The sequence below is a fragment of the Syntrophomonas curvata genome (genome assembly GCF_052976825.1).
Map to the genome: position 1 here is coordinate 3,196,767 of NZ_CM129641.1, position 24,598 is coordinate 3,221,364.

Below are 24,598 nucleotides of genomic sequence, written 5' to 3' on the forward strand. Positions count from 1 at the left end.
AACCGTATGGTTCTGTTAGTCCCTTCTACTGCAGTTGATTTAGCCGTCTTGAACCAACATTATAATAGGAGTGCTTCCGGTGAACATTAGCGAACTGTTGTTAAACCCGCTGCTTTTATTCAGTGTAGCCCTGCGTCCGGTGAGCGAAATAGCCCAGATGCCCTTTCGCCCCAAAAGATTCCGCTACGAGGAAAGCAGGGATTTCCTGACCAGTCAGGGTACAGACATCGCTGATTTTTACTTTAATAAATTTGCCCCCTTTTCCTGGTTCGTCTACTACCGTGATTTGGTGCTTATAGACATCCCGGCATTCAATGCCCCAACCCTGGAGGCCATGGACATAGCCCGGGCTATTGATTTTGAAACCTCCCGTCTGCAGGCCTGCCTGCAAAAAGGGGACTTTATCTCCCTGTTCGCCCTGATTGATAAAAGAATAGCCCTGGAGGTATATCTGCAGCTTTTCCCCACAATCCCGGAGGAACAGAAATACCGCCTCTTCTGGTATATCTTTTCCCGTTTGCGGCTTAAACTGGAGGATTTCAGTCCTGAGCTCATCCATCAGATTCAGGCCTGCAGAAATCAGGAGTTAACCTTGCCAACTGATGAGCAGGGCTACGTAGACGTTTACCGGGGGCACGGGGTAAACAGCCCGGCAGCCCGGGCATCATCCTGGACTACTGACATCAATACCGCCATCTGCTATGCCTACCATTGGCAAGGGGGGAAGGTTTTTAAGGGCAAAATACCCCGGGAAAAAGTGGTTGCCAGCATCAAGTATCGCAACGAAAAAGAGCTTATCTGTTTTCCGGGAGATGCCCAAGATATTGAAGAAATGAAATTTATGAGCCTGGCCGGGCTCAAGCCGGAATTGGAAAGAACGGGTATTATAAAGCTTTACGAAAGCTGCTCTTCTCTCCTGGCGGATAAATATTTCCATAATCCCTATGGTATCCACGGTCTGTCACATACTCACCGGGTTCTGCTGTTAAGCCTGATTCTATCCTATATGGAGAATATTAGTGGCAATGACCGGGAATTGCTTTGCCTGGCCGCCCTGTATCACGATATCGGGCGCAGCAACGATAACTTTGACCCCCAGCACGGGCGCGAAAGTTATAAAAAGGCTGTCTCCCAGCATTTAATTGCCCTAAAATCTCAAGAACAGGAAATAGTTCGCTTCATTATAGAAAATCACTGTATCAACGACCACCAGGCATTGTCTTTAATAAGCAGATACAATGTGAAAGATACAGAGCGTTTGCTTATCCTCTATAAACTATTTAAGGATGCGGACGGCTTGGATCGCATCCGCATAAACGACCTGGATATCAGTAAACTGCGCACCCCATCCGCTCCAAAACTCTTGCTCGTCGCCCGGGAATTGCTGGAGAAGATTACTGTTTCCAATATTCCGGCAGAAAAAGAACCAGAATAGGGAAAATTTCCAGGCGTCCAACCAGCATAAGAATACTCAACAGATATTTGCCCATATCCGGTATAAAGCTGTAATTCTGAGTAGGGCCCACCAGCCCAAATCCGGGTCCGATATTCCCCAGGCAGGCTGCCGCAGCAGTCAGGCTACTGTACACGTCTAACCCCAGCATGCTCAAAACCATAACCCCCAGCGCCAGAAACATGATATAAAGAAAGAAAAACTGCACTACATTAATCACCATTTCTTCCCCTAACACCCGTCCTCCGAAACGTAAGGGCAGCACTGCTTTAGGATGGATCATTTTCTTAAGTTCAATCACCCCGCGGTGAAACATAATCAAGTATCGGCCCGGCTTAATATTTCCGCCGGTTGAACCTATACACCCGCCTACGAACATCATCAAAAAGATTACTCCGGCGGCCATGGCCGGCCAGCGATCATAGTCAGCAGAAGCAAAACCGGTAGTGGTCATAATGGATACCACCTGAAAGGCGGCGGCTCTAAGTTTCTCTTCCCAGCCGGCGAATAATCCCGCGGACCCCAGGCTTATCGCTGCAATCAGACTGGCCAGGATAACTATGGCAGCATACAGCTTAAATTCCGCGCTCCTGGTATAGACCAGAGGATTGCGTTCTTTATAGGCTAAATAATGCAGGGTAAAATTAGTTCCTCCTATGAACATGAATATTATAATGGTCCATTGGATAAAGGGGTTGCTGTAATAACCGACACTGCTGTTCTTGGTCGAAAATCCTCCGGTCGACAAAGTAGCAAAGGTATGGCAGAGCGCATCGAACAGGTCCATGCCAAAAATCAGTAACAGCAGTACACAGGCTACGCTGATTACTATGTAGGTTATCCAGAGCTTCTGGGCGGTTTCTCGAATACGAGGACTAATTTTATCCGAAATAGGACCCCCGGGTACCTCGGCCTTAAAGAGTTGATTGCCCCTGGCTCCCATTCCGGCAGCAACGGCAATAAACAGAGCGATTATTCCCATGCCTCCCAGCCATTGGGTTAGGCAGCGCCAGAACATCAATCCCTTGGGCCAGGCCTCTACGTCCTTAACCACACTGGCGCCGGTAGTTGTAAAACCTGATACCGTTTCGAAAAAAGCATCGGCGAATGAAGGAAGATAGCCGGAAAACAAAAAAGGCAGAGCTCCGAAAACGGAAGCGATTATCCACCCCAGGCCCACCAAGGCAAAACTTTCTTTGAGATTCATGCTTTTCCCGGTGGCGAACAGGTATTTAAGCAGCAGCCCGCTGGCGATGGTCACTGCTGCTGCCAAAAGTATGCTGCCGGTAATGCCTTCTTTATAAATAATGGACCAGGGCAGGCAACTCAGCATGGCTATACCGATAATTGCTATCAATAGGCCAAGGTTACTTATTATTACTGCCGGTCTAATCAATTGATTTTACCTCCGTCAAGAAAGAGGCGCTCAGTTTTATGAATGCTCTTAAGTATGGAAAATACCATCAACCGGTCATGGGGCATGATTCTGAAATTGCCGTCAGGGATAATGACCTCCTCTTTCCGCATTACCGCTCCTACTACTGAGCCAAGGGGGAATTTTATATGGCGGAGTTCTTTGTTGATTGCCGCGGCTCCGGGCTGAGCCAGCAGTTCCAGCATTTCCGCCCGATCGTCACCGAAAATGGTAACTGAAATAATATCCCCCCGCCGTACATATTTCAGGATAACCCCCGCCGTTAACATGCGCGGGTTCAGAATAGCGTCGATGCCAATCTGTTCCACCAGAGGGATAACTTCGGTTCGTTTGATCTGGCAAACCGTCTTCTTAACCCCCATATTGCGCGCTATCAGTGAGCAGAGAACATTGATTTTATCATCATCAGTTACGGCTATAAAAAGGTCGGAAGAGGCGATATTTTCCTCCTGCAGCAGCTGATAATCACTGCCGTCACCATGAATCACCAGGGTATGCTTCAGTTTTTGTGATATTTGCCGGGCCCGCAGAAGCTCCTTTTCGATAATTTTAATCTGCAAATCCGGACGCTGTCGTTCGAGAATCTGAGCTAGGTAAAATCCGGTACGACCGCCTCCCAGTATGGTTATATGCTCAACCCTGGGGGTATGGAAACCCAGCATCCTTTCTACTTCTCTCATTTCAGTTGTCCGGGCCATAATATTGATGTGATCCCCTAACTCCAGAACATCATCGCCACGTGGCACCAGGATTTTCTGCTGGCGTTCAATGCAGATTATGTTGTAAGGAACGCTGGTGTCCAATTCCCTGATTTTCTTGCCGATCAAAGAAGAATTTTTTTTAATCTCCAGTTCCAGCATCTGGACTTTACCCATGGCATAATAATCAACATTCATCGCCTCCGGGTGACCGACTATCTGGGCTATTTCTATGGCCGTAACCCGTTCGGGATTAATAATCAGGTCTATCCCCATAGCTTCCTTAAAAGAAATATCCTTGACCTCCAGGTACTCCGGGTTGCGCACCCGGGCTACGGTAGTCTTCACTCCATATTTTTTACCCAGCAGGCAGGACACCATATTAAGCTCATCAAATTCGGTAACAGCCAGCAGCATGTCTGCACCGCGAACACCTGCTGCTTCAAGTACGGATGTGGATGAACCGCTGCCGCAAATTACCTGCACATCAAGGTTCTCTTCCAGGATTTCCTGTCTTTCCTGGGATTGCTCAATTACCACTACATCATGATTTTCACCGGAAAGCAGGTGCGCTATGCTGTAACCCACTTTACCGGCGCCAATAATAATAACCTTCACCCATAATCACCTGCGTAATCTTATTTAGGTTCAAAGCTTCTACGGCGGGTTTTTTTAAATTGACCCCGAACTCATATTATATTCATTACTACGCAATAAGCAAATAGATTTTACAACGAAACCATTATCGCTGCTTAACTCACCAACTCATTCTCATTGCATTCTTTTGCAACCATTCTTTATCTTCCTTATAATCCGGTATAACCTGGGCTAGCAAAGCCCAGAACCGACGGGAATGATTAAGCTCCAGCAGATGGCATAATTCATGTACCACGACATAGTCCACAACCCTTTCCGGCGCCATTACAATCCTCCAGTTAAAATTGAGGTTGCCCCGGGCACTGCAGCTTCCCCACCTGCACTTTTGGGACTTGATGGTTATTCGCCCCGGTACTCTGGCAATCCTATCCTCATAGCAGGCTATCCTCTCGGCAATCTTTTTCCTGGCCTGCCGGCGGTACCAGGTCTCCAACGCTTCCCTTATTATACCCCCATTTGCTGTTGGAGTAAGTACCACGAGCCTATCTCTATCAAGCTTTACCTCCATTTTGGTCAGGGAAGAATCAATCTCCAGGTGCAAATGATATTCGCACCCCAGATATAAAAACCATTCACCCTCCATAAACTGGCGGGGTGCAAAGGCCGGATAGTTAAAATAGTCTATTTGCTTTAATATCCACCGGGCTTTACTCTCTACCTGCTCCCGTATAATTTTTTCACTGGTTCCCGGCGGTACCAGCACGGTAACCTGTCCACCGGCATCCACCCTGATGGTTATATTCTTACGGTTACGCAGTATTACCTTACATTGAATCAATCGATTTTCGTATTTAAACGAGAACTGCATTTCACTAACTCCTATATAAGTTAAAACCCCCTGCGCATGTTGAACCGCTCCCTGTCAAGTAACCTGCTGCCAATAAAGCCATGCTCGCCTCTCCGGTTCTCCCTTATGCAGCTGATTGTTGGTCAGCTATTAGGATCTGAGAGCAGATAATTATCCCATTATAGGAAAAACGCCTGTGACTGCTGCCGATCACAAGCGTTTAGTTTTTCTTTGTTTGGCGGAAGCGTGTGGGAATCGAACCCACCCACCGCAGGATCACTACGGCGCAGACTGGATTTGAAGTCCAGGCGACCCACCAGGACCGATCCGCTTCCATTAATAATTATTACCCGCGTCTATGAGTATATAATCACTTGCGATAATTGTCAATTTGTGTAGCTTCGGTTCCGGTATTATCGGTCGAGTCAAGCCGTGATCTAGTCGTTTGCGTCCTTGATCAGGACTGATTCTATTTCGTATCCTTTTTCTTTTAGCTCTTCCACCACTGGTTCATAATCAAGGTCTTCTATGCGAAGAATCATTTTGTATTTTTCTTTTTTTTCATCATAATAGACCACTGTGTTTATAATACTTATGTCCCGCGCAGCAATCAAACCGGTAACTTCGGCCAGGCTGCCGGGACGGTGTTTGACATAAAAATCTATCCGGGTATGGGTTCTTCTGACTCCCAGTATATCGATAAAGGCGTCGAAGATATCGGTTTCGGTGACTATGCCTACCAAATTACCATCGTCAACTACCGGCAATCCGCTGACCGTGTTCTCGCGCATAATTTTGGCCGCGGTCTCGATATAGGCTTCCGGGCTTATGCTTAAGAGCTTTTGCTTTTTGGGGACAATATCCCGGATTTTGGTCTTGGCCAGCAAGTAATTAAGCTCATGAATGCTGAGCGAGGTAGCGGATGAGGGTGCAGCCTGGTTTAAATCGGACAGGGTTACTATTCCCACCAGTTTACCTTTATCCATTACCGGCAAGCGGCGGATATTGTTCTCTTTCATCAAGCGAAAAGCCTCGGTAATACTGCTGTCCATCTCTACCGTTTTAACGTCTGCAGCCATGCGTTCCTTTACCTTCATACAAAAATCCCCCTTCCGTTGATATGGTTTCAGGCTTACAGTTGGTTGTGCCATCTATCCTCCCAAATAAGCCTTCTTTATTTCGGGACTGTTCATCAATTCATGGGCGCTGCCCTTCAAAACAATTTCTCCCGTCTCTATAACATAGGCTTTATCGGCTATGGATAGAGCCATATTGGCATTTTGCTCCACCAGCAGAATGGTGGTGCCGCGCTCATTTATGTCTTTGATAATAGAAAAAATCTCTTTTACCAGTAGGGGTGCCAGCCCCATGGAGGGTTCGTCCATGAGCAAGAGCTGAGGTCTGGCCATCAGCGCCCGGCCTATCGCCAGCATCTGCTGCTCTCCTCCGCTGAGTGTTCCTGCCAACTGTTTGCGGCGCTCCTTTAAGCGGGGAAACCGTATGAAGACATTCTCCATATCTGCTTCTACCCCTTTTTTGTCCCTGCGCAAATATGCTCCCATCTCCAGGTTTTCCATAACCGACATGGAGGAAAATACCCGGCGTCCCTCCGGCACCTGGGATATTCCCAGGCTTACTATTTTTTCGGGAGCCACTTTGGTTATATCTTTATCCTTGAACATAATGCCGCCGTTTTTGGGGCGCAACAGCCCGGATATACTTTTTAAGGTGGTGGTTTTGCCCGCTCCATTGGCTCCTATAAGGGTGACGATGCTTCCTCGCTCCACTTCCAGGGATAATTTCTTCAGAGCGTGAATGGCGCCGTAATAGACATCGATTTCCTTTATCTGCAGCATTACTCTACCTCCTCTCCCAGGTAAGCTTCTATTACCCGCTTATTGTTGCGTATCTCCTGGGGTATGCCTTCGGCTATGATCTGACCGTAGTCGAGAACATAAATGCGCTCGCAAACCCCCATGACCAGCGACATGTCGTGCTCTATCAGGAGGATGCTTAGTTGAAATTCTTCTTTTATCCAGTTGATAAGCTCCATTAAACCCCTGGTCTCATTAGGATTCATACCCGCTGCCGGCTCATCCAGGATTAAGAGGCTGGGCCGGGTAGCCAGGGCGCGGGCAATCTCCAGACGTCTCTGCTCACCGTAAGGCAGATTGGAGGCTATTTCATCCTTCTTTTTGTCCAGGTCAAATATCTTAAGAAAGTCCAATGCTTGCCGACTAATTTCGGCCTCCCCCTTGAAAAAGGCCGGCAGCCTCAACACGGCTGTTGTCAGGCTATAAGGAACATCCATATGCAGGGCAATCTTTACATTGTCCAGTACGGTCAAATCATTAAACAGCCTGATATTTTGAAAGGTCCGGGCTATCCCTTTTTTGCATATATCATAAGGATGCAGTCCGGTTATATCTTGGCCTTCCAGGCAGATAGTACCCTGGTCGGGTTTATAAACCCCGGTAATAAGATTAAACACGGTAGTTTTGCCTGCACCATTGGGGCCAATCAAACCCACCAGTTCCTGCTTTCCGACATTAAAATCGAAATCTAACACGGCGCTTAACCCGCCAAATGATTTATTCAAATTATTTATTTGCAGATGAGACATGTCTTCCACTCCAAATCTTATCGAGGCTCTTGCGGGTAAATTCCTTGTTGCCCAGCAAACCCTGGGGCCGGTATATCATGACAATTATCAGAATCAGAGCATAGATAATCATTCTGACCGCAGCATATTCCTGCAGCAGGACATTCAAGGTGGTTATAAAGGCTGCGGCTATAACCGCTCCGGTGGTGCTGCCCAGACCCCCTAGCACTACCATTACCAGTATGTCAAATGATTTGAGAAAATTAAAGGTCTCAGGCTTGATTATATAAAAATAATGGGCGTATAATGCCCCGGCCAGACCGGCAAAACCGGCTCCCACCACAAAGGCCAAAACCTTGTATTTAGTAGTGTTTACCCCCATTATTTCAGCCGCTATTTCATCTTCCCGCACCGAAATTATAGCTCGGCCGTAACTGGAGTTTATCATGTTGACTATTACCACTACGGTTATTACGGTAGCTATAAACAGAACCGGCCAGGTGGTCATTTTGCTGATACCGCTGATTCCGGCCGGACCGCCGATGTAATCGATGTTTTGCAGAACCACCCGGATAATCTCGCCAAAGCCCAGGGTGGCAATAGCCAAATAGTCGCCCTTTAACCTTAAGGTGGGAACTCCGATTATAAACCCGGCCAGGGCTGCTGCCAGCATGGCCGCCACGATGCCGATGACAAAGGGATATTCCAGCAAAGTGGTCATTATAACCGATGCAAAGGCCCCTATAGCCATAAATCCGGCATGTCCCAGCGATAACTGGCCGGTAAAGCCATTGATAAGGTTAAGGCTTACTGCCAGTATAATATTTATACCCATTAGGGTGAGGTTTATCTGGTAGTAGCGATTCAATAATCCGGTGGTAATGAGATACTGCACCACAGTGAACAGGGCTGCCAGGACAATAACCTCCAGCAGGAATTTGCCCCATCTGCGTCTTTTATCTTCCATAGTTCTCACCTACACTTTTTCCCCGGTATTTTTGCCAAATAGACCGGTAGGTTTGATAAGCAATATCAGAATCAATACGCCAAAAGCCACTGCATCACGGTACATACTGCTGCCATAACCGCTCACCAGGGTTTCCAGAACCCCCATCAAAAAGCCGCCCACCATGGCTCCTGGTATTAATCCTATTCCACCCAAAACAGCGGCGACAAAAGCTTTTAAGCCCGGTATTATCCCCATCAGGGGGTTAATAGCATTGTAATAAAGACCAATCATGACCCCTGCAGCTGCTGCCAGGGCTGAGCCGATGGCAAAGGTAACGGATACTATCCTATCCACACTGATACCCATGAGCATAGCGGCTTCCCGATCCAGGGACACCGCCCGCATGGCCTTCCCCGTTTTAGTCCTTTTTATAATATACTGCAGTATTATCATCAGAATAATGGCTGACATAAAGATAAAGATGTCTTTATTGGAAATAACCAGGCCGAATACCTCGTAATTGTGCAGCGGGAAGGCGCTGGCGGGATAAACCCGCTGCTGAGCAGTCAAAAAGTAGAGGGTTGTGTATTCCAGAAACAGCGATACTCCGATAGCGGTGATTAAAGCCGCTATGCGGGTGGAGTTACGCAGCGGCTTATAAGCCACCTTCTCTATTACTACCCCTAAAAGAGCACAGCTAATCATGGCAAAAACCATCGCTACCACGATGTTGCTTCCCAGAACGGATATGGAAAAAAAGCCGACATAGGCCCCCACCATCATGATGTCGCCATGAGCAAAGTTGATCAGCATGATGATGCCGTAGACCATAGTATAGCCCAGCGCAATCAGGGCGTAAATAGCCCCCAGCGATAATCCGTTGACCAGTTGTTGCATGAATTCGAGCAAATAGAGCACATCCTTTAATACAGGTTAAAGAGAGGGTTGCCCCTCCCTTATCTGTCTGTTGTTTTATTTATCTGGATATCTGTTTACCGTCCTTGTATTCAATGACTACTATATTTTTGACCGGGTTGTGCTGCTCATTAATGCTCATCTTTCCAGTGATTCCGGCAAAATCTTTGGTTTTTTCCAGAGCCTCTTTAATCTTTACCGGGTCAGCTGAATCAGCCCGGGTGATAGCATCGGCCAGTAATTTTACTGAGTCATATCCCAGAGCGGCAAAGGAATCCGGCGCCTTTTTATGCTTGGCCTGATATGCCTTGACGAAGGACTGTATGGCCGGGTCGGGGTCCTCCACCGAATAATGGTTGGTGAAATAGGTATTGTCTAGTGCTTCCGCACCAGCTACCTTGACCATGTCGGGTGAATCCCAGCCATCACCGCCGCCGATGGGAACATTTATGCCCAGGTCGCGCGCCTGTTTGATAAGTACTGATACTTCGGTATAGTATCCGGGTACATAGATAAAATCAGGATTCTTGCCCCGTATCTTGGTCAGGGGCCCACGGAATTCTTTATCGCCATTCATAAAACCTTCTACCGCTACTATAGTACCGCCTTTGGCCTTAAACTCTTCCTCGAAATATTTAGCCAATCCTTTGGCATAATCGTCAGAAGTGCTGCCAAAAATTGCTGCCTTCTTTACTTTCAGGGTATCTATGGCAAAATCAGCCATTCTTTTGCCCTGGTCGGAATCCCGGTAGCATACCCGGAAGATATAGTCTCTGACCTTGTCGGTTTTTTCATCAACGGTTACGTTGTTGGCAGTTGCGGCCGGTGCAATCAACGGTATCTGATTTTCCATCATAACCGGGGTGCTGCCTGCTACCGCACCGCTGACCAGGGGGCCAATCTGAGCTACCATTCCTTCATCAACCAAAGCCGCACTTACGTTCATGGCCTCATCAGTCTTGGACTGGTTATCTCTTACCAGAGGCTCCAATTGTTTCCCCAAAACTCCGCCGGCCTCGTTAATCTCTTCGATTGCTATCAGGGCTCCATTTCTGGCGTTATCCCCATAGCTGGCCACTTGACCGGAAAGTTCACAGTTGATCCCCACCTTGATGGTATCCCCGGCCTTATCCTTATCCCCATCTGATACCTTATCTGGCGCCTTGCCGTCACCGCAGCCAGCTACTACGGCCAACATAAAGACTGCCAGCACCAGTAGAGCTACTCTTTTACCAAACCCTTTTCTTGACACTTGGACTCCTCCTCTTTAATTATTCAAATACCTAATATTTCATCAGGTGCTTTGATTCCCCGCCTAACCGCTAACATTGCGACAGCCGTTACAACTTACTAGTATCCCACCCTTCTCGATCCTACAGCCGATGATAATCACAGCATGCAAACGGTTCCGTCTTGGGTGCAAAGCCTTTAAGCCATCCGGCCCTCGCGCCTAGTTTTCCTTATATTATCACACTAATCACTGTAATGTTGCAAAAGAATTTTTTTCTTTTGCCTTCCCTTCTTTCTTTTTTTCAAATGGATTTTTACCATATATGGCAAAAAAAGAGAAGCCCCGGTTTGCCGAGGTCTTCTCTTTTTTATCGCTTCTCTTGCCCTTTAGTAATTGAGGAAAAACCTGTAATTCAACCGGATAACAACCTGGATTCAAGCGTGTTTGCTCTACATAACGTTTAGCTCCCATTTACCGCAACGGTCTCCCCAACGGGCCAGGAGTTCGTTGTTTTCATAGAATTGCACTACTTCACAAGCGTTTGAGCAGCCTTTGCATTCGAAGCTGCCGGTCTTAAAGTTTATTTCCTGTATATTAAAGCCCTTAAAGCCAGTGCTACCCTTTTTACGGCTGGCTTCCCGGGCCAGCATGGCTGCTCCTATGGCGCCCATCACCCCATAATGCTGCGGGACTATTACCTCCAGTTCCAGGTATTTATTAAAGGCTTGTACCAGTCCGTGGTTGGCAGCCACTCCTCCTTGAAACATTACCGGAGCAAGGATTTCCTTGCCCTTGCCTACATTATTCATATAGTTCCTGACCAGAGCTTCACAGAGACCGGCAATTATATCCTCGGTATTATAGCCCAGTTGCTGTTTGTGGATCATGTCAGACTCGGCGAATACGGCACAGCGTCCGGCAATCCGAACCGGATTCTTGGCCTTGAGGGCATAATCCCCGAACTCCTCTATAGGTATACACAAGCGACTGGCCTGCTGATCCAGAAATGAGCCCGTCCCGGCAGCGCAGACCGTGTTCATAGCAAAATCAATTACTACGCCATCCCTTAATATGATGATCTTGGAATCTTGCCCGCCAATCTCGATTATGGTTTTCACGTTATCGGCGGTGGCAGAGGAAGCTATCGCGTGGGCAGTTATCTCATTCTTAACAATATCGGCTCCGATAATCAGACTGATCAGGTAGCGGGCACTACCTGTAGCCCCAGCCCCAGCTATTTGAACATCAATCGGCAATTCCCGGCCTATGGCATACAACCCTTCCTGAACGGTCTGGATAGGCCTGCCGTTGGTGCGCAGATATTGTTCGGCCAGCAACTTGTTGTCTCCATCAATTACTACCAGGTTGGTGCTTACCGACCCCACATCAACTCCCAGATATCCCTTGATCATACAACTAACCTCGCGTTCTCATGTGTTGCTTTATACTGGCGGCGTTTTTCCAACAGGTCAACAAAGGCTTCCAGCCGGGTCTGTACACCTGCTCTACCAGTCTGTTCGTCTATAAACAAAGTCAGCACCGGAATGCCGTGATCCCTGCTTATAGCCGGCAGGATGCTCTTGGCTACTATCTCCGGTATACAGGCAAATGGCGCTAATTGAACTACGCCGTCGAAACCATGTTTGGCATACAGCAGGGTTTCCCCGATACTGTTTACCCCGTGCCCGCCTATGGGAGCTTCCGCCAGGTAGGGTTGGGCCACGGAAAATATATCTCCCTCCAGATTGACGATGGTGTTTTTTCTGGTATAGGAGGTGAGGTAAATGGAACGATCAGTCTGTACCCCCATTTCACCAAGCATTATTTGAATATAGTGGTTAGCCGCCGGTTCCAAAACTACGTAAATTTCCCCGATAATTCCAACCTTCAAGGGGTTACGGCTCCTATCCTGCGGAATCTGCTGTAACAGTTTGATTCCCTCTCTCAGAGCCGTTTTAATCTCGGCTTCATTGTTGGCAGCATCCAGCATGTCCAGAGCCTGCCATAAGCTCCTGGTAGTATCCCCCCGATTTACTTCATAGGGTCTTATTTCATGAGAGTACATTTCCACTTCATCAATAGCCTTGATTTTCTCCCAGGTAATCCTTAGGACTTGAACAAAGGCCTTCATGGATAGTCCTCCGGTTTTTCTTACCCAGTGCAATTTTTTCAGGAAATCCCGCAAATCACAGAGCGGAGGTTCAAATGCCACCACTTTGATTCCGGTATTAAGCTCATCCAGCAGGTATTGATGCATAACCCAGTATAAACCAGCCCGGCAGGGCCCCATACCTCCGGAAGTCAAAATCACTTCGGCCCCCTTTTCCGCTACTTCCAGATAAGTCCCCAGAAGTATCTTAAAAGGAATACAGGCAAACTCAGGCGCATGACGCACTCCCAAATCCAAGGTTCTTTTGCTTGGCTCAGGGGGTATTACACATTCATGGCCCATATTCTCTACCAACCATTTCAGGGCTATATACGAATAACCCATATGCGGAAAGCTTATTTTCACGCCTTGTCCCTCCTAAAGCGCAGCATATCCAGGAACGCTTCCACTCTGGTTCTTATACCCGCTTCTCCGGTATGCTCGTCCACCGCGATGGCCAGATAAGGTATACGGTTGCGCCGTCTCGATTCTATTTCCAGCAGCCTGTCTACTATAGAGTCAGGGCCGCAGGCAAATGCGGTTATATGTATTATCCCATCGATATCCTGCTCCTGCATATAATGCAAGGCGCCATACACTGCCCGATTGGAGAAATACCAGAACATACTTTTCGGCAGAGTCCGGGCCTGGCGGTTCATGGTCTTGTCACTTAGCATATCCTGGGTATATACCCGTACTTTTTCTTTCTGCAGCAGTTTTAATATCCCGGCGTTGATGTAGGCGTCATATATAGCATAAGGATAGCCTATCACCGCTATGTTTAAGTCCGTCTCTTGCTGGGGCGGGGGTTTATTCTCCTGGTTGCCAAAGATTATTTCCATAGCTTCCACGGGCGTAAGGTTCTGGTAAAGCAATTGCTTGAAGCGCTTATCCGCCTTAATAGCCTGTTTGAAAGCCTGCTTTATTTCTGTCCCGGATTTGCCTACGGTTGCTCCCACCCGGGAGCAAACCTTGAACAATTCGTCTTTCCCTTTCTTTAAATCAACCCGTTCATCTATGATTTTGGGCAGATTATCCAGAGCCAGGCGCACCATATCAGGCAAGCCCAGGAATTTGGGACAAAAGGTTTCCGTGCCGAAGTCGCCGTGCTTGCGAACACTTACCAGGCGGGGGCAGAAGATATAATCCACCTTGTCAGCCAGGTAGGCTACGTGCCCATGATATAGTTTTATGGGGATACAGGCATCATTTACCGCTTCCTTGACTCCTGTGTCCAGTATCTCCCTGGTGGTAGGAGGAGAAACAATCACTTCCTGCCCCAGTTCTTCAAAAAAAGTTTTCCAGAAGGGAAAATAAATAAAATATGCCAGCGTATGTGGAATACCTATTTTAGACAATTTTACAAATCCTCCAGCAATCCCCGGCTTTTCGTTAGATTTTTACCCTGATATCACCGATCCGGCGGGTAAAACGAATTCTATCATAATATTCTATCAAAGGCAGCGCATACTTTCGAGTAGTATTTAGAATATCCCGTGCAGTGGCCAGGCTAAGTTCCTTTTCCTGCTCGAAATAGGCCGAAAGTCTTCTTTTGCCTTCCTCAATCGCTCGGTTGGAAAATACCGTATCCTGATTGATTTTAACGAGCATCCCGGCATCTACCATATAAGCCAGTATTTCGCCAAAATCCTGCTCTCTCTGGCCGCTTACAGCCATCAGCTCGTCCAATCCGGGCGGGGTGAACATCTGCTCTTCCATAACTTTTTTAATCTCTTTGATACTTTCCAGCTCCTTGCTCCCCGGTTGGGGTACATGCTGAGGCAGCATCAGCTGATTATTGCGGCTGGATAAACTCCCCTGCTCCTCCAACTGTTTGATTATGAGATTAAAATCCTTGGGGTTAAGCTGCTTGAAAAAACGGCTGCGCATGTCTTCCCGGGGGTAGCCGGAACGCATCGGGTACTGCCGATGATATCCCTCCAGAGTTTCCAGCATACGGGCGCCAATCACCTGCATCCCATAGGTGCTGATATAAACCTGGTCTTTTATCCTAATAACCTTTTCATCATCCATCAGTTGCTGCAATTCCTGACTGGTCTGTTCCTGACCGCTGCCGGTACGCTTGCTTAATTCACTGACACTGAGAAACTCTTCCGGGTGGGATTCCAGTTCATGCAGGATAACATCATATAAGCTGCCTTCCTCCTTGATGACCAGTTCATCCAGAACATCTTCCCTAAACCTTTTTTGTTTGGGCGCATTGCCGTCTATTATAATTCCGCCCCCGATGGTATTGACCGGGGAATAATATCTGATTACAAAGCGATCCCCCTTATAAGCTACTACCGGTTTTTCCATTATAATCTGTACATACGCCTCATCTCCCGGCTGCAATTCATCCCGATCCAGCAGGACTACCCGCCCCAGGGTCTCATCAGTTCCCAGGTGAAAACGCACCCGGTTCCAATTCTTTAATGTGCGCTTGCTGGAACTTAAGAGGTGCAGGCGGGTATCTACCCGATAACTGGGGCTTAAGTAGGCAGGAGTAGCCAGCAGGTAACCGCGCTTGATATCCGCTACTTCTACTCCCTGCAGGTTTACCGCTACCCGTTGCCCGGCATAAGCAGTATCCGCTTTTTCATTATGTACCTGTATGTTCCTTATCCGAACCGGCTTCTGCGCCGGCATCAACTCCAGGGTATCCCCGACCCTCAATTGACCTGACCACAAGGTGCCGGTCACCACGGTACCAAAACCGGATACCGTAAATACCCGGTCAATGGGTAAACGGGCCTGGCCCAAAGCCGGTTTTTCTTCCACCCCGGAAGCCAGCTGTTCAATCAGTGCGATTAATTCCGGCATACCTTCTTTGCTGACCGCGGACACAGCCACCACCGGTGCATCCTTTAAGATAGTGGTATTGATATATTCCCGTACCTCTTCTTCCATCAGCATTAACCATTCTTCATCCACCAGGTCTTTCTTGGTGATCACAATGATGCCCTTATTTACTCCCAGCAGTTCGATTATGTCCATGTGCTCCCGGGTCTGCGGCATTACCCCTTCATCCGCCGCTATGGTCAGGAGAACTATATCTATGCCAAAAGCACCGGCCAGCATATGGCGGATAAATCGTTCATGACCAGGCATGTCCACAATTGCTGCTTTTTGTCCTGAGGGCAGGTTAAAAGGGGCGAAACCCAGTTCTATGGATATGCCCCTTTGTTTCTCCTCCTTGAGCCGATCGGTATCGATACCGGTCATAGCCCGAACCAGTGTAGTCTTGCCATGATCAATATGCCCGGCCGTACCTATAATAAACCTTTTCATCCAACCTCTTCCTTAAATATATTATTTTAACCAAATAATAAAATGCGGGTAAAAGAATTTAAAAACCAGGGTATATCAATCAGTGTACCCGCTTCCTTAACAGCAGCCAAAGTCATTCCTCCTGCCGCTTAAGCGCCCCGCTGATTAAATCCACCAGCAATCCGGCATCACCTTCAAGCAGGGTTCTTACACTGATTCTCATTTTATCATCCTGTTTTCGGGTCAGGAGGGCTGGGTTGCCTAAGCGCAATTCCTTGGCTACTTTCTCCAGCATCTTCCCGGTAAATGCAATGTCTATTCCATACCCCGGAATCTTATAGGTGGGATAAGCCCCCCCTCCCACCATATCTTCCAAATCCACCAGCGCCAAAGAGGCAATCGCCGGGGATGAGCCTATGCTCCGCTCCAATCGGGTACGTATTTCCAAGGCTTTTTGCCGTAATTCCTCCGGGCTGATGCATAGCATGCGGATAACCGGGATTTTCTCCATCGGGTTTCCTTCCAGATATTCCAGCAAAGTGGCCTCCAGAGCGGAGATAGTTAATTTGTCCACCCGCAGCGCGCGGGTTAGCTGATTACTCTTCATCGCATCGATATATTTTTTACGGCCCACGATAATTCCGGCCTGGGGGCCTCCCAGCAGTTTGTCCCCGCTAAAGGTAGTAATATCGATACCCGAAGCAACACATTCCTGAACCGACGGCTCGTCCTTCAATCCCCAATCACCCATATCACATAGTATGCCACTGCCCAAATCCTGCATCACAGGAATACTTCGCTCAGCCCCCAGTTTAACCATATCATCCAGTTTAACCTCCTCGCTGAAGCCTATAATCTTGTAATTAGAAGTATGCGCCGCAAACAGCAAAGCGGTTTCGTCGGTAATAGCTCCGGCAAAATCGTTAATATAGGTCTTGTTGGTGGTGCCCACCTCAACCAGACGGGCGCCGCTTAGCTTCATTACCTCAGGGATGCGGAAAGCTCCCCCGATCTCTACCAGTTGTCCGCGGGATACTATAACCTCCCGGTTCCGGGCCAGGGTATTTAGTCCCAGCAGTACAGCCGCAGCATTGTTGTTAACTACCAGACCTGCTTCGGCACCGGTTAGGCGGGTCAGTATTTCTTCTACATGGTCATAGCGGGAACCTCTTTCACCCTGTGTCAAATCCATTTCCAGGTTGTTGTAGTTTGCGGCCATTGCCGACATATACTGCAGTGCCCGGTCACCCAGCGGCGCCCGCCCTAAATTGGTGTGCAGCACCACCCCGGTACCGTTTATAACCTTTTGCAGGGTACCCTGGCCCGATTGTTCGATTCTCAGGTGCAGGCGCTGTAAAATATCCTCTTTTATTACTTCCCGCTCAATCTCTTCCTCCCGGGAGCGCAGTTCCTCCCTGATATCATCCATAACTGCCCGGAGCAGATTTACTATATAGTCACGTTTAAACGTCTCTGCCAGGGCTTGGACCTGTTCGTGCAGCAATATCTCGTCTACAGGGGGAATCTTTTTAAGATTTATCACTATCACGCCTCCTTGCGGCCTGTAATGTACTGCATTATATAATAATATAACTCTGCCGCCAAATCTTTGGTAGTCCTGTACATCAGCGTAGTAATTATTAGTATACCCAGTATTCCAAAAAGAGGATATATTTTACCCACCAGGCTGGAAAAACTTCGCATGGATACCGGCAAAGCCAGGGTCATACAGAGAACCAGACAAATGCGGTAGCTTAAACCGGTAAATCCGGCAAAACGCTGAGCAAATCCATAGGCATTAGCAAGGGCAGTGGTTAGTATCCCCACCCACAATACCATAGTGTATACATGTTTGGCCGGGAGTGATATTTTTCCCGCCACATACAGCATGGGGACTTCGTAATGCATAACGACCGGCAAAAACCTGGAAAGGGCAATGTAGTTCACCAAAACCAGCGCCCCCAGAACCAATCCCCCCCAGGCGGCTCCGGCAATACCGTCGCCTCGCCCCCCCACGGTCTGGTATTCACTCAAGACTACCATGGCCAGCGAGAAATTATAGGCTACATAAAGCAGGCTGGATAGCAGCCAGAACCTGGCTTCGCTGGGACAAACGAAGGTGGTGTAGACTTCCATTGCCTGCCCTTCTACCCAAAAGGCGGCATAACCGCTGATAAGCAGCAGCAGTATTATTTTCACCGGTACCAGCAGGTTATAAGATATTATTAATCCCCGCTTGCCGGTAAGCAGAAACGCTACCACCACACTATAGGCTAGAAATATCCCCAGGTTTTTAGGCAGGTAGAGATGTTCGTAAAAAACTGCTCCACTGGCTGACAGCATAGTACTTATTCCCAGAAAGAGAAATATGGCCAGCAGGAAGTCGACCAGCGCTCCCATCCTTTCCCCCATCATCTGATGCAGCATGTCCTGATAGTTGGAAACCTGCCAGCGGTGAGCCAGATAGAGCAGCATTGCCCCGCAAAGAGCAAAGAGGCCGGCGGCCACTATACACCCCTTCATACCGCAGTATCCGTAGGCAACAAAAAACTGGACGATTTCCTGTCCCGATGCAAACCCGGCACCGATCACCGCTCCCAGATACCCCATTGCCAGCATCAGCTTTATTTTAACCGAGTTCATTCCCTTCTCCCATCCCATAAATATTCCTTCTCCATAAATATTCCTGCTGCTGGTTAAATACAGCATAAAAATATTCCCAGTGGTCAAGAATATGGATTAAATACTGGAGAAATATAGGGCTGGGAGGAAAGCCTTTGTATAAAACAGCAAAGGATGAGCTGCCGGAGCGGTTTTCCTGTCATTTTGAAGATCCGCTCTGTTTTAATAAAATTGAAAAAGCTATCTGTAATCATCTGCGGGAGGTTGATCCGGGAAGGGAACTGATCTACCTGTGTATCGGGACTGACCGGGCCACCGGGGATTGTCTGGGACCATTGGTAGGCAGCCGGCTCAAAAGTCTGAGTTCTCAGTCCAGGGTTTACGGAACCCTGGAAACACCCGTACACGCCACTAATCTGAAAGAGGTGCTGGAGGAGATTTTCAGGAGCTATAATAATCCTTTTATAATTGCGGTTGATGCTTGTCTGGGCAACGCGGAGCGGATAGGATATATCAATGTCCGGCAGGGTAGTCTGAAACCGGGGACAGCTTTAAATAAGACTTTACCTGAGGTAGGAGATTTCCATATTTCCGCGGTGGTTAATGTGGGCGGGTTTTTTGAACATATGGTTTTACAGAATACCCGGCTTTTTATTGTCAATAAAATGGCTGATATAATAGCTAAAGGGCTGTATCTGGCGCGGGTGAAGTTTACTACCGGCAGGCTGGGTATAACCCCGCTGCTGGAAGAAACTCAACCCTGATGGCGTCGTAAAATTGCGACAACTTCCCGGTCTTCAACAGCGGTAAAATCCCGATAGAACTGGCTGACTGCATAAAATTCCTCGGGGATTACCAGAGATATTAATTCGTCTACATCCTCCAGTATATTAAGGTACGCATTTCTAGAACTCACCGGAACAGCTACGATAATCCTTCCATTGCTTTGCCGTTTAAGATATCTTACCGCCGCTTTCAGCGTAAACCCAGTTGCTATACCATCATCAACCAGCAGTATATCTTTACCCTCAAGCTGGAGCGGGGGATTTTGCCCCCGAAATCGACTCAGTCGACCGGCAATATCAGCCTTTACGGTTTGGGCAAGATTCTCCACCGTATCTTCGTCTACATTTATAATCTTCTGCACTCGTTCGTGGATTAGGAGTTCCCCATCGGGAGTAACCGCACCTATGGCGAACTCCTCCCAGTTGGGAGAAGCTATCTTCTTGGCCATAACCACATCCAGGGGGCAATTGAAATAGGAGGCTATAACTTCTGCCACGGCTATACCCCCGCGGGGGATTCCCAGAACCAAATCAAATTTTATCTTTTTTTCTTCCAGCATTCTGGCCAGCAGGTGCCCGGCCTCCTTCCGATTGGTAAACATCAAGCTTCCCCCTGCCTTATTTAGCCTTGCTAAACTGGTCTTTTTTCAGGCTATGTATGCGTTCGTTATCGCTATTATGATCTTTAGCTCGGGCCATCCTGCTATTGCCGTCTAAAAGACCACCTTCGTCGATTATGAGGATAGCGGCATTAATATCCCCAATTATAGCTCCGGTCGCTGCTATTTCCAGGCGGGTGCCGGCATTGGCCTTGCCTTCGAGCCGCCCGGCAATCATTATGTTTTGAGCTTTGGCTTCACCTTTCAGCTTCCCTTTCTCTCCCAGGATAAGGTCGCCTTTGATATTCAAGTTACCTTCGACATAACCGTCAATCCGGACGGAGCCCTGGGAAACTATATCACCTTTGACTTCCACACCGGACGCTATCAGGCTTTCAATACCCTGAAAGCTGCGTTCCTTTTTCCTCAATGCCTATTCCTCCTGCTTATAGTACTTCCCCTGAACTGCAGCGGGGAAGGCGGTTCAGGTACGGTTCTGCGATACTCTGCACTCCCCCCATGTGCCTCCGTGGTTTGGGGCTTTTTCTTATCTAAGGCCAGCCCTTATTTAGGATAGTGCCAAACAGCACAGCCTGACGCGGGCCGGTTTGCACCGGGGTTTACATAACAGATTTATCCCCATATTTCTAAGGCAGGTAGACTAGCGGGTCATATGCTTCATCGTCTTTTACCACCATAAAATGTAAATGCGGCCCGGTGCTTCTGCCGGTATTACCCACCCGCGCTATCTCTTCTCCCTTTTTCACTTTATCTCCGACATCAACCAGCAGGGCAGAATTATGCCCGTATTTGGTTACATATCCGTAACTATGGTCAATCTCCACCAGCCTTCCATAGGCTCCTTTCCACCCCGCAAAGGTCACCGTGCCGTCAGCAGCAGCCACCACCGGAGTTCCTGAATCGTTGGCTATGTCTATACCGTCATGAAAAGTACTGCCCCGGCCGCCAAAGGGCGACTTGCGCCAACCAAAATCGGAAGTTATATCGCCCTGGACCGGCCATTGATTAGGCAAATGCCGGAAGTATTCAGTGTTATCATTGGCCTGTGCCAATAATTCATCCAGTTCTTTCTCCTGTCTAGCCAACTGGGTCCTGAGTTCCTCAGCCTGCTGCAGCACCCCGGCATCGCCAAAACTCTGGATTTGACGGTCGATTCCTCCTTTTCCTCCCCGGGACGGCTCCGGCACGGGCGCATTCTCGCTTTTTATCCCCATGATGCGTTTAAGCTGGTTCTGCTTTTTTGCTATTGCGTCCTGCTGTTCTTCAATTTTTTCAATCTCCTGTTTTAGCAATTCTATAGTTTTCTGTTTCTCCTGACTGTCCTGTTTTATGCGATTAACATGACGAATGTCTTCCTGACTGGAATAGAACAGAAAGCTTATGGCAGCAAACCCCATTACGAACAAGGCAACTCCGATAGCCAAACCAGGAAACGCTTTGCGGGATAGTTTCCACTGCAAGGGCCGGGCAGCGTTATGGGGAATAAGCATAAAAGTCACGTGAGGATTACTCTGCTTCTTTTTCCTTTTCATCGCTATCCTCGTCTTATATCATTCTATGTTTAATTATTGACATTTTTTAAGATATCATATCAATTTTACCGTACTTTGTAAAATAACCCCCCTGCCTAATTAAAAATGTTTCACGTGAAACAATTGTTTCACGTGAAACAGACAGACTGGCAAAGGCGATATTGATCCGGTTAAATGTTCAGCAGTTCTATTATTCTCTCCAAATCTTCATCGTTATAATAGGTTATTTCGATTTTCCCACCTTTCTGCAGGGTGGTTATCTCCGCCTTGGTGCCGAAATGTTTTTGCATTCTTTCTTCCAAATCAACAACCTCCGGCGGTTTCTCAAAAACAAATTCCTGAACCGTTTTTTTTATCTTTACCCGCCTTTCCGCCTCCCGCACGGATAGTCCGGCGGTGATTATCTCCTGTGCGGCGGCCAGTTGCTCTTTCTCTCCCCCATATGCCAGTATGGCCCGGGCATGTCCCGCACTTATCTTCCGGGCATCTATCATTTCGATAATGCTGGGGGGAAGATTTAATATTCGTAAAGTATTGGCGATGTGAGCCCGGCTTTTACCGATTTTTCGGGAAAGGTTTTCCTGGGTATAGTGGAACCGCTCCATCATCAGACGATAAGCCTGGGCCTCTTCCACTGGTGTCAAATCCTCCCGCTGCAGGTTTTCTATCAATGAAATCTCCGCCACCTGCAAATCATCAAGCTGGCGGACAACTGCGGGAATGGTTTTTAAGCCCGCCAGTTTAGCTGCCCGCCAGCGCCGTTCCCCGGCAATAATCTCATAGCCGTCATACTTTTCCCTAACCAGGACGGGTTGTAATACTCCGTGTTCCTTAAGGGATTCCGCCAATTCCTGCAAGCTCTCCCGGTCAAAATTACGTCTTGGCTGTTCTTGCCGGGCAGCTATGACATCAGTGTTAAGCTCAACTATCTCCAGACTGTCATTATCTGTCCCTGCCGAAAACAATGCATCTAAACCTCGCCCCAGTCCCCTTTCTTTCTTAGGCACGTTGCAACACCTCCCTGGCCAGGTCTCTATATACTTCTGCACCTCTGGAACGGGGGTCATATACGACTACCGGCTTCCCGTGACTGGGTGCTTCGCTAAGTCTGATATTGCGTGGAACAATGGTTTTATACACCTGCTGGCGAAAATGCCGCTTAACCTCATCCACCACCTGAATGGACAGGTTGGTGCGCCCATCGAACATGGTGAAGACTATGCCTTCCACCTTCAGCATCGGGTTTAGCCGTTTACGCACCAGCACAATGGTATCCACGAGCAAACTCAATCCTTCCAGGGCGTAATATTCGCATTGCAGTGGAATAATTACGGAATTGCTGGCGGTCAAGGCATTTATAGTCAGCAAACCCAGCGATGGAGGGCAGTCCAGGAATATGTACTCATAATCATCAATTACCTTGTCCAAGGCCTGCTTGATCCGCTGCTCCCGATCATCTGCTGCCGCTAATTCTACTTCGGCCCCAGCTAACTGGATGGTCGAAGGGATAATATCCAGATTCTTTACCCTGGTTTTTACTATTACTTTATCAGGTTCGGTGCCATCAATAATTAGGTTATAATTACAGTATTGCAGCCGCCGACGGTCAATCCCCAGACCACTGGTGGCATTGCCCTGGGGGTCGCAGTCTAACAGCAGCACCCTATATCCTTCCATAGCTACCGATGCGGCCAGGTTCACAGCCGTTGTAGTTTTCCCCACGCCTCCTTTTTGATTAGCCAGGGAAATAATCTTACCCAAAAACCATTACCACCTCTCAAAATCTTATCTGAGTATATTTCATCTTCTTATTCAATAAATCCTGCTGATTTTAGAAATAGAATTTAAACTGATAGGCGAGAAGGTAATATTTTATATACTTAACCACGGCTTAACCCAGGTTTTCGATCAAAGGGTTCAAAAACCCAAAAACTCAACCCCTCCAAAAAAAAGAGCGGTTACCCGCTCCAGTAATATTGCCCTTTATACGCTTTTAGCCAAGGGCTTGTTTTGCCGCCCTTCTTTGTTTATACGGATAATTATTTCGTATTGTTCCTCGTTATCAGTTTCGGTCATAAATATATCTATCCCCGTTTGCCGGGCCCTTTTTACGGTTTCTTTAATAGTGTTCATAAATATACGGGCATCCTTAATAATCATGGATACGCTTTGATTATTAAGTCTCTCCCGGCTCGCGGAGGGGATGCTGTTCCGGTTTAATCGCTCAACCAATTCCTCGGTCTCCTTTACGGTGAGCTCTCTCTCATATATCTGCTTGGCGACCTCTTCCTGGGTTTGCCCGGTATTAAGCTTTAACAGGACCCGGGCATGCCTTTCGGTCATTACTTCATCATTAATCATCCTTTGGATATATTCAGGTAGTTTCAGCAGATGCAGTTTACTAGCCACTGCCGATTGGCTTCGCCCGATTTTTCTGGCGAGTTCCTCCTGGGTCAGCCCCAAAGCATTGATTAAAAGGCTGTAGGCATGAGCTTCCTCCCAATAAGTCAGTTCATGCCGGTGCAGATTCTCTATGAGGCTTATAGCTGCTGCCTTTTCATCATCCATTGCCTGAACTATAGCCGCTATATGGGTTTTGCCCAGCAAGCAGCACGCTCGGAAGCGCCGTTCCCCTGCTATTATTTGGTAGTCGTGCCCGCACGGTCTTACCACAATGGGCTGGATTAAACCGTACATCATAATCGACCGGGCTAGATCGACCGTCTGCTGCTCATCAAAACCCCGTCGAGGCTGAACCGGGCTGAGCTTAATTTTGTTTACCGGAATTTGAACTATCTTTTCACTGCCATCCTTACCCAGAATCTTTTGCAATTGCTTACGCATACGCCTTAGCACCTCCTGCCGAAAGCGGTCTAAGCCCTCCGGGAAGTGT

General features: G+C 47.9%; 24 protein-coding genes and 1 tRNA gene. 2 read left to right on the top strand and 23 right to left on the bottom strand.

The annotated features are described in order from the left end of the window. Positions 1-79: 79 nt before the first annotated feature. Entirely contained in the window at positions 80-1,435 is a 1,356-nt protein-coding gene (locus ACU70B_RS14900) for an HD domain-containing protein (protein ID WP_447184297.1), read from the top strand. Here ACU70B_RS14900 and ACU70B_RS14905 read toward each other — a convergent pair. The 17 genes from ACU70B_RS14905 to ACU70B_RS14985 form a co-directional block, all read right to left on the bottom strand. Next, complete coding sequence (locus ACU70B_RS14905; protein ID WP_447184298.1) at positions 1,395-2,849, bottom strand: TrkH family potassium uptake protein; 1,455 nt, start codon at positions 2,847-2,849, stop codon at positions 1,395-1,397. The two genes, ACU70B_RS14900 and ACU70B_RS14905, sit on opposite strands and share 41 nt — an antisense overlap. Beyond that, positions 2,846-4,204 (bottom strand): Trk system potassium transporter TrkA, encoded by a 1,359-nt coding sequence (trkA, locus tag ACU70B_RS14910; RefSeq protein WP_447184299.1) that lies wholly within the window; start codon positions 4,202-4,204, stop codon positions 2,846-2,848. Before trkA ends, ACU70B_RS14905 begins: the two co-directional genes overlap by 4 nt. Before the next feature lie 139 nt (positions 4,205-4,343). Further along, positions 4,344-5,051 (bottom strand): M48 family metallopeptidase, encoded by a 708-nt coding sequence (locus ACU70B_RS14915; RefSeq protein WP_447184300.1) that lies wholly within the window; start codon positions 5,049-5,051, stop codon positions 4,344-4,346. Between the two features lie 215 nt (positions 5,052-5,266). After that, positions 5,267-5,365: transfer RNA gene (locus tag ACU70B_RS14920), tRNA-Sec, on the bottom strand. 102 nt (positions 5,366-5,467) lie between these two features. Next, complete coding sequence (locus tag ACU70B_RS14925) at positions 5,468-6,127, bottom strand: CBS and ACT domain-containing protein (protein WP_447184301.1); 660 nt, start codon at positions 6,125-6,127, stop codon at positions 5,468-5,470. A gap of 54 nt (positions 6,128-6,181) precedes the next feature. Next, a complete protein-coding gene (locus ACU70B_RS14930; RefSeq protein WP_447184302.1) occupies positions 6,182-6,886 on the bottom strand; it encodes an ABC transporter ATP-binding protein in 705 nt (234 codons plus the stop codon). After that, positions 6,886-7,653: an ABC transporter ATP-binding protein gene (locus ACU70B_RS14935; RefSeq protein WP_447184303.1), complete on the bottom strand. Its 768-nt coding sequence runs from the start codon at positions 7,651-7,653 to the stop codon at positions 6,886-6,888. Before ACU70B_RS14935 ends, ACU70B_RS14930 begins: the two co-directional genes overlap by 1 nt. Then, positions 7,631-8,599 (bottom strand): branched-chain amino acid ABC transporter permease, encoded by a 969-nt coding sequence (locus ACU70B_RS14940; protein ID WP_447184304.1) that lies wholly within the window; start codon positions 8,597-8,599, stop codon positions 7,631-7,633. The genes ACU70B_RS14935 and ACU70B_RS14940 overlap by 23 nt, the downstream gene beginning before the upstream one ends. A 9-nt stretch (positions 8,600-8,608) precedes the next feature. After that, positions 8,609-9,490: a branched-chain amino acid ABC transporter permease gene (locus tag ACU70B_RS14945; protein WP_447184305.1), complete on the bottom strand. Its 882-nt coding sequence runs from the start codon at positions 9,488-9,490 to the stop codon at positions 8,609-8,611. A gap of 67 nt (positions 9,491-9,557) precedes the next feature. Beyond that, positions 9,558-10,748: an ABC transporter substrate-binding protein gene (locus ACU70B_RS14950; protein ID WP_447184306.1), complete on the bottom strand. Its 1,191-nt coding sequence runs from the start codon at positions 10,746-10,748 to the stop codon at positions 9,558-9,560. Positions 10,749-10,973: 225 nt separating this feature from the next. Beyond that, on the bottom strand, positions 10,974-11,198 hold the full coding sequence (locus ACU70B_RS14955; protein ID WP_447184307.1) for a hypothetical protein: 225 nt from the start codon (positions 11,196-11,198) through the stop codon (positions 10,974-10,976). Then, entirely contained in the window at positions 11,177-12,139 is a 963-nt protein-coding gene (locus ACU70B_RS14960; protein WP_447184308.1) for an acyl-CoA dehydratase activase, read from the bottom strand. Before ACU70B_RS14960 ends, ACU70B_RS14955 begins: the two co-directional genes overlap by 22 nt. After that, on the bottom strand, positions 12,136-13,242 hold the full coding sequence (locus tag ACU70B_RS14965) for a CoA protein activase (protein ID WP_447184309.1): 1,107 nt from the start codon (positions 13,240-13,242) through the stop codon (positions 12,136-12,138). Before ACU70B_RS14965 ends, ACU70B_RS14960 begins: the two co-directional genes overlap by 4 nt. Beyond that, positions 13,239-14,234, bottom strand: coding sequence for an acyl-CoA dehydratase activase-related protein (locus ACU70B_RS14970; protein WP_447184310.1), 996 nt, complete (start codon positions 14,232-14,234; stop codon positions 13,239-13,241). The genes ACU70B_RS14965 and ACU70B_RS14970 overlap by 4 nt, the downstream gene beginning before the upstream one ends. Positions 14,235-14,268: 34 nt before the next feature. Continuing rightward, positions 14,269-16,167 (bottom strand): selenocysteine-specific translation elongation factor, encoded by a 1,899-nt coding sequence (selB, locus tag ACU70B_RS14975; protein WP_447184311.1) that lies wholly within the window; start codon positions 16,165-16,167, stop codon positions 14,269-14,271. 112 nt (positions 16,168-16,279) lie between these two features. Next, positions 16,280-17,689, bottom strand: a complete 1,410-nt coding sequence (selA, locus tag ACU70B_RS14980; protein WP_447184312.1) for an L-seryl-tRNA(Sec) selenium transferase — start codon at positions 17,687-17,689, stop codon at positions 16,280-16,282. A 2-nt stretch (positions 17,690-17,691) separates the two neighbouring features. Further along, positions 17,692-18,807, bottom strand: a complete 1,116-nt coding sequence (locus ACU70B_RS14985) for a YkvI family membrane protein (RefSeq protein WP_447184313.1) — start codon at positions 18,805-18,807, stop codon at positions 17,692-17,694. 116 nt (positions 18,808-18,923) lie between these two features. Between ACU70B_RS14985 and yyaC the strand changes: the two genes are divergently transcribed. After that, the gene (yyaC, locus tag ACU70B_RS14990) at positions 18,924-19,532 is read left to right on the top strand and encodes a spore protease YyaC (RefSeq protein WP_447184314.1); all 609 of its coding nucleotides are present in this window, start codon (positions 18,924-18,926) and stop codon (positions 19,530-19,532) included. Here the strand turns inward: yyaC and ACU70B_RS14995 are convergent. The 6 genes from ACU70B_RS14995 to ACU70B_RS15020 form a co-directional block, all read right to left on the bottom strand. Further along, on the bottom strand, positions 19,523-20,155 hold the full coding sequence (locus tag ACU70B_RS14995; protein WP_447184315.1) for a phosphoribosyltransferase: 633 nt from the start codon (positions 20,153-20,155) through the stop codon (positions 19,523-19,525). The two genes, yyaC and ACU70B_RS14995, sit on opposite strands and share 10 nt — an antisense overlap. Positions 20,156-20,171: 16 nt before the next feature. Then, complete coding sequence (locus ACU70B_RS15000; protein ID WP_447184316.1) at positions 20,172-20,582, bottom strand: bactofilin family protein; 411 nt, start codon at positions 20,580-20,582, stop codon at positions 20,172-20,174. A 217-nt stretch (positions 20,583-20,799) separates the two neighbouring features. Next, a complete protein-coding gene (locus ACU70B_RS15005; protein WP_447184317.1) occupies positions 20,800-21,705 on the bottom strand; it encodes a peptidoglycan DD-metalloendopeptidase family protein in 906 nt (301 codons plus the stop codon). Positions 21,706-21,875: 170 nt separating this feature from the next. Beyond that, on the bottom strand, positions 21,876-22,712 hold the full coding sequence (locus tag ACU70B_RS15010; protein WP_447184318.1) for a ParB/RepB/Spo0J family partition protein: 837 nt from the start codon (positions 22,710-22,712) through the stop codon (positions 21,876-21,878). Beyond that, positions 22,705-23,466, bottom strand: coding sequence for a ParA family protein (locus ACU70B_RS15015; protein WP_447184319.1), 762 nt, complete (start codon positions 23,464-23,466; stop codon positions 22,705-22,707). The genes ACU70B_RS15010 and ACU70B_RS15015 overlap by 8 nt, the downstream gene beginning before the upstream one ends. A 222-nt stretch (positions 23,467-23,688) precedes the next feature. Further along, entirely contained in the window at positions 23,689-24,549 is an 861-nt protein-coding gene (locus ACU70B_RS15020) for a ParB/RepB/Spo0J family partition protein (protein WP_447184320.1), read from the bottom strand. Between the last annotated feature and the right edge of the window lie 49 nt (positions 24,550-24,598).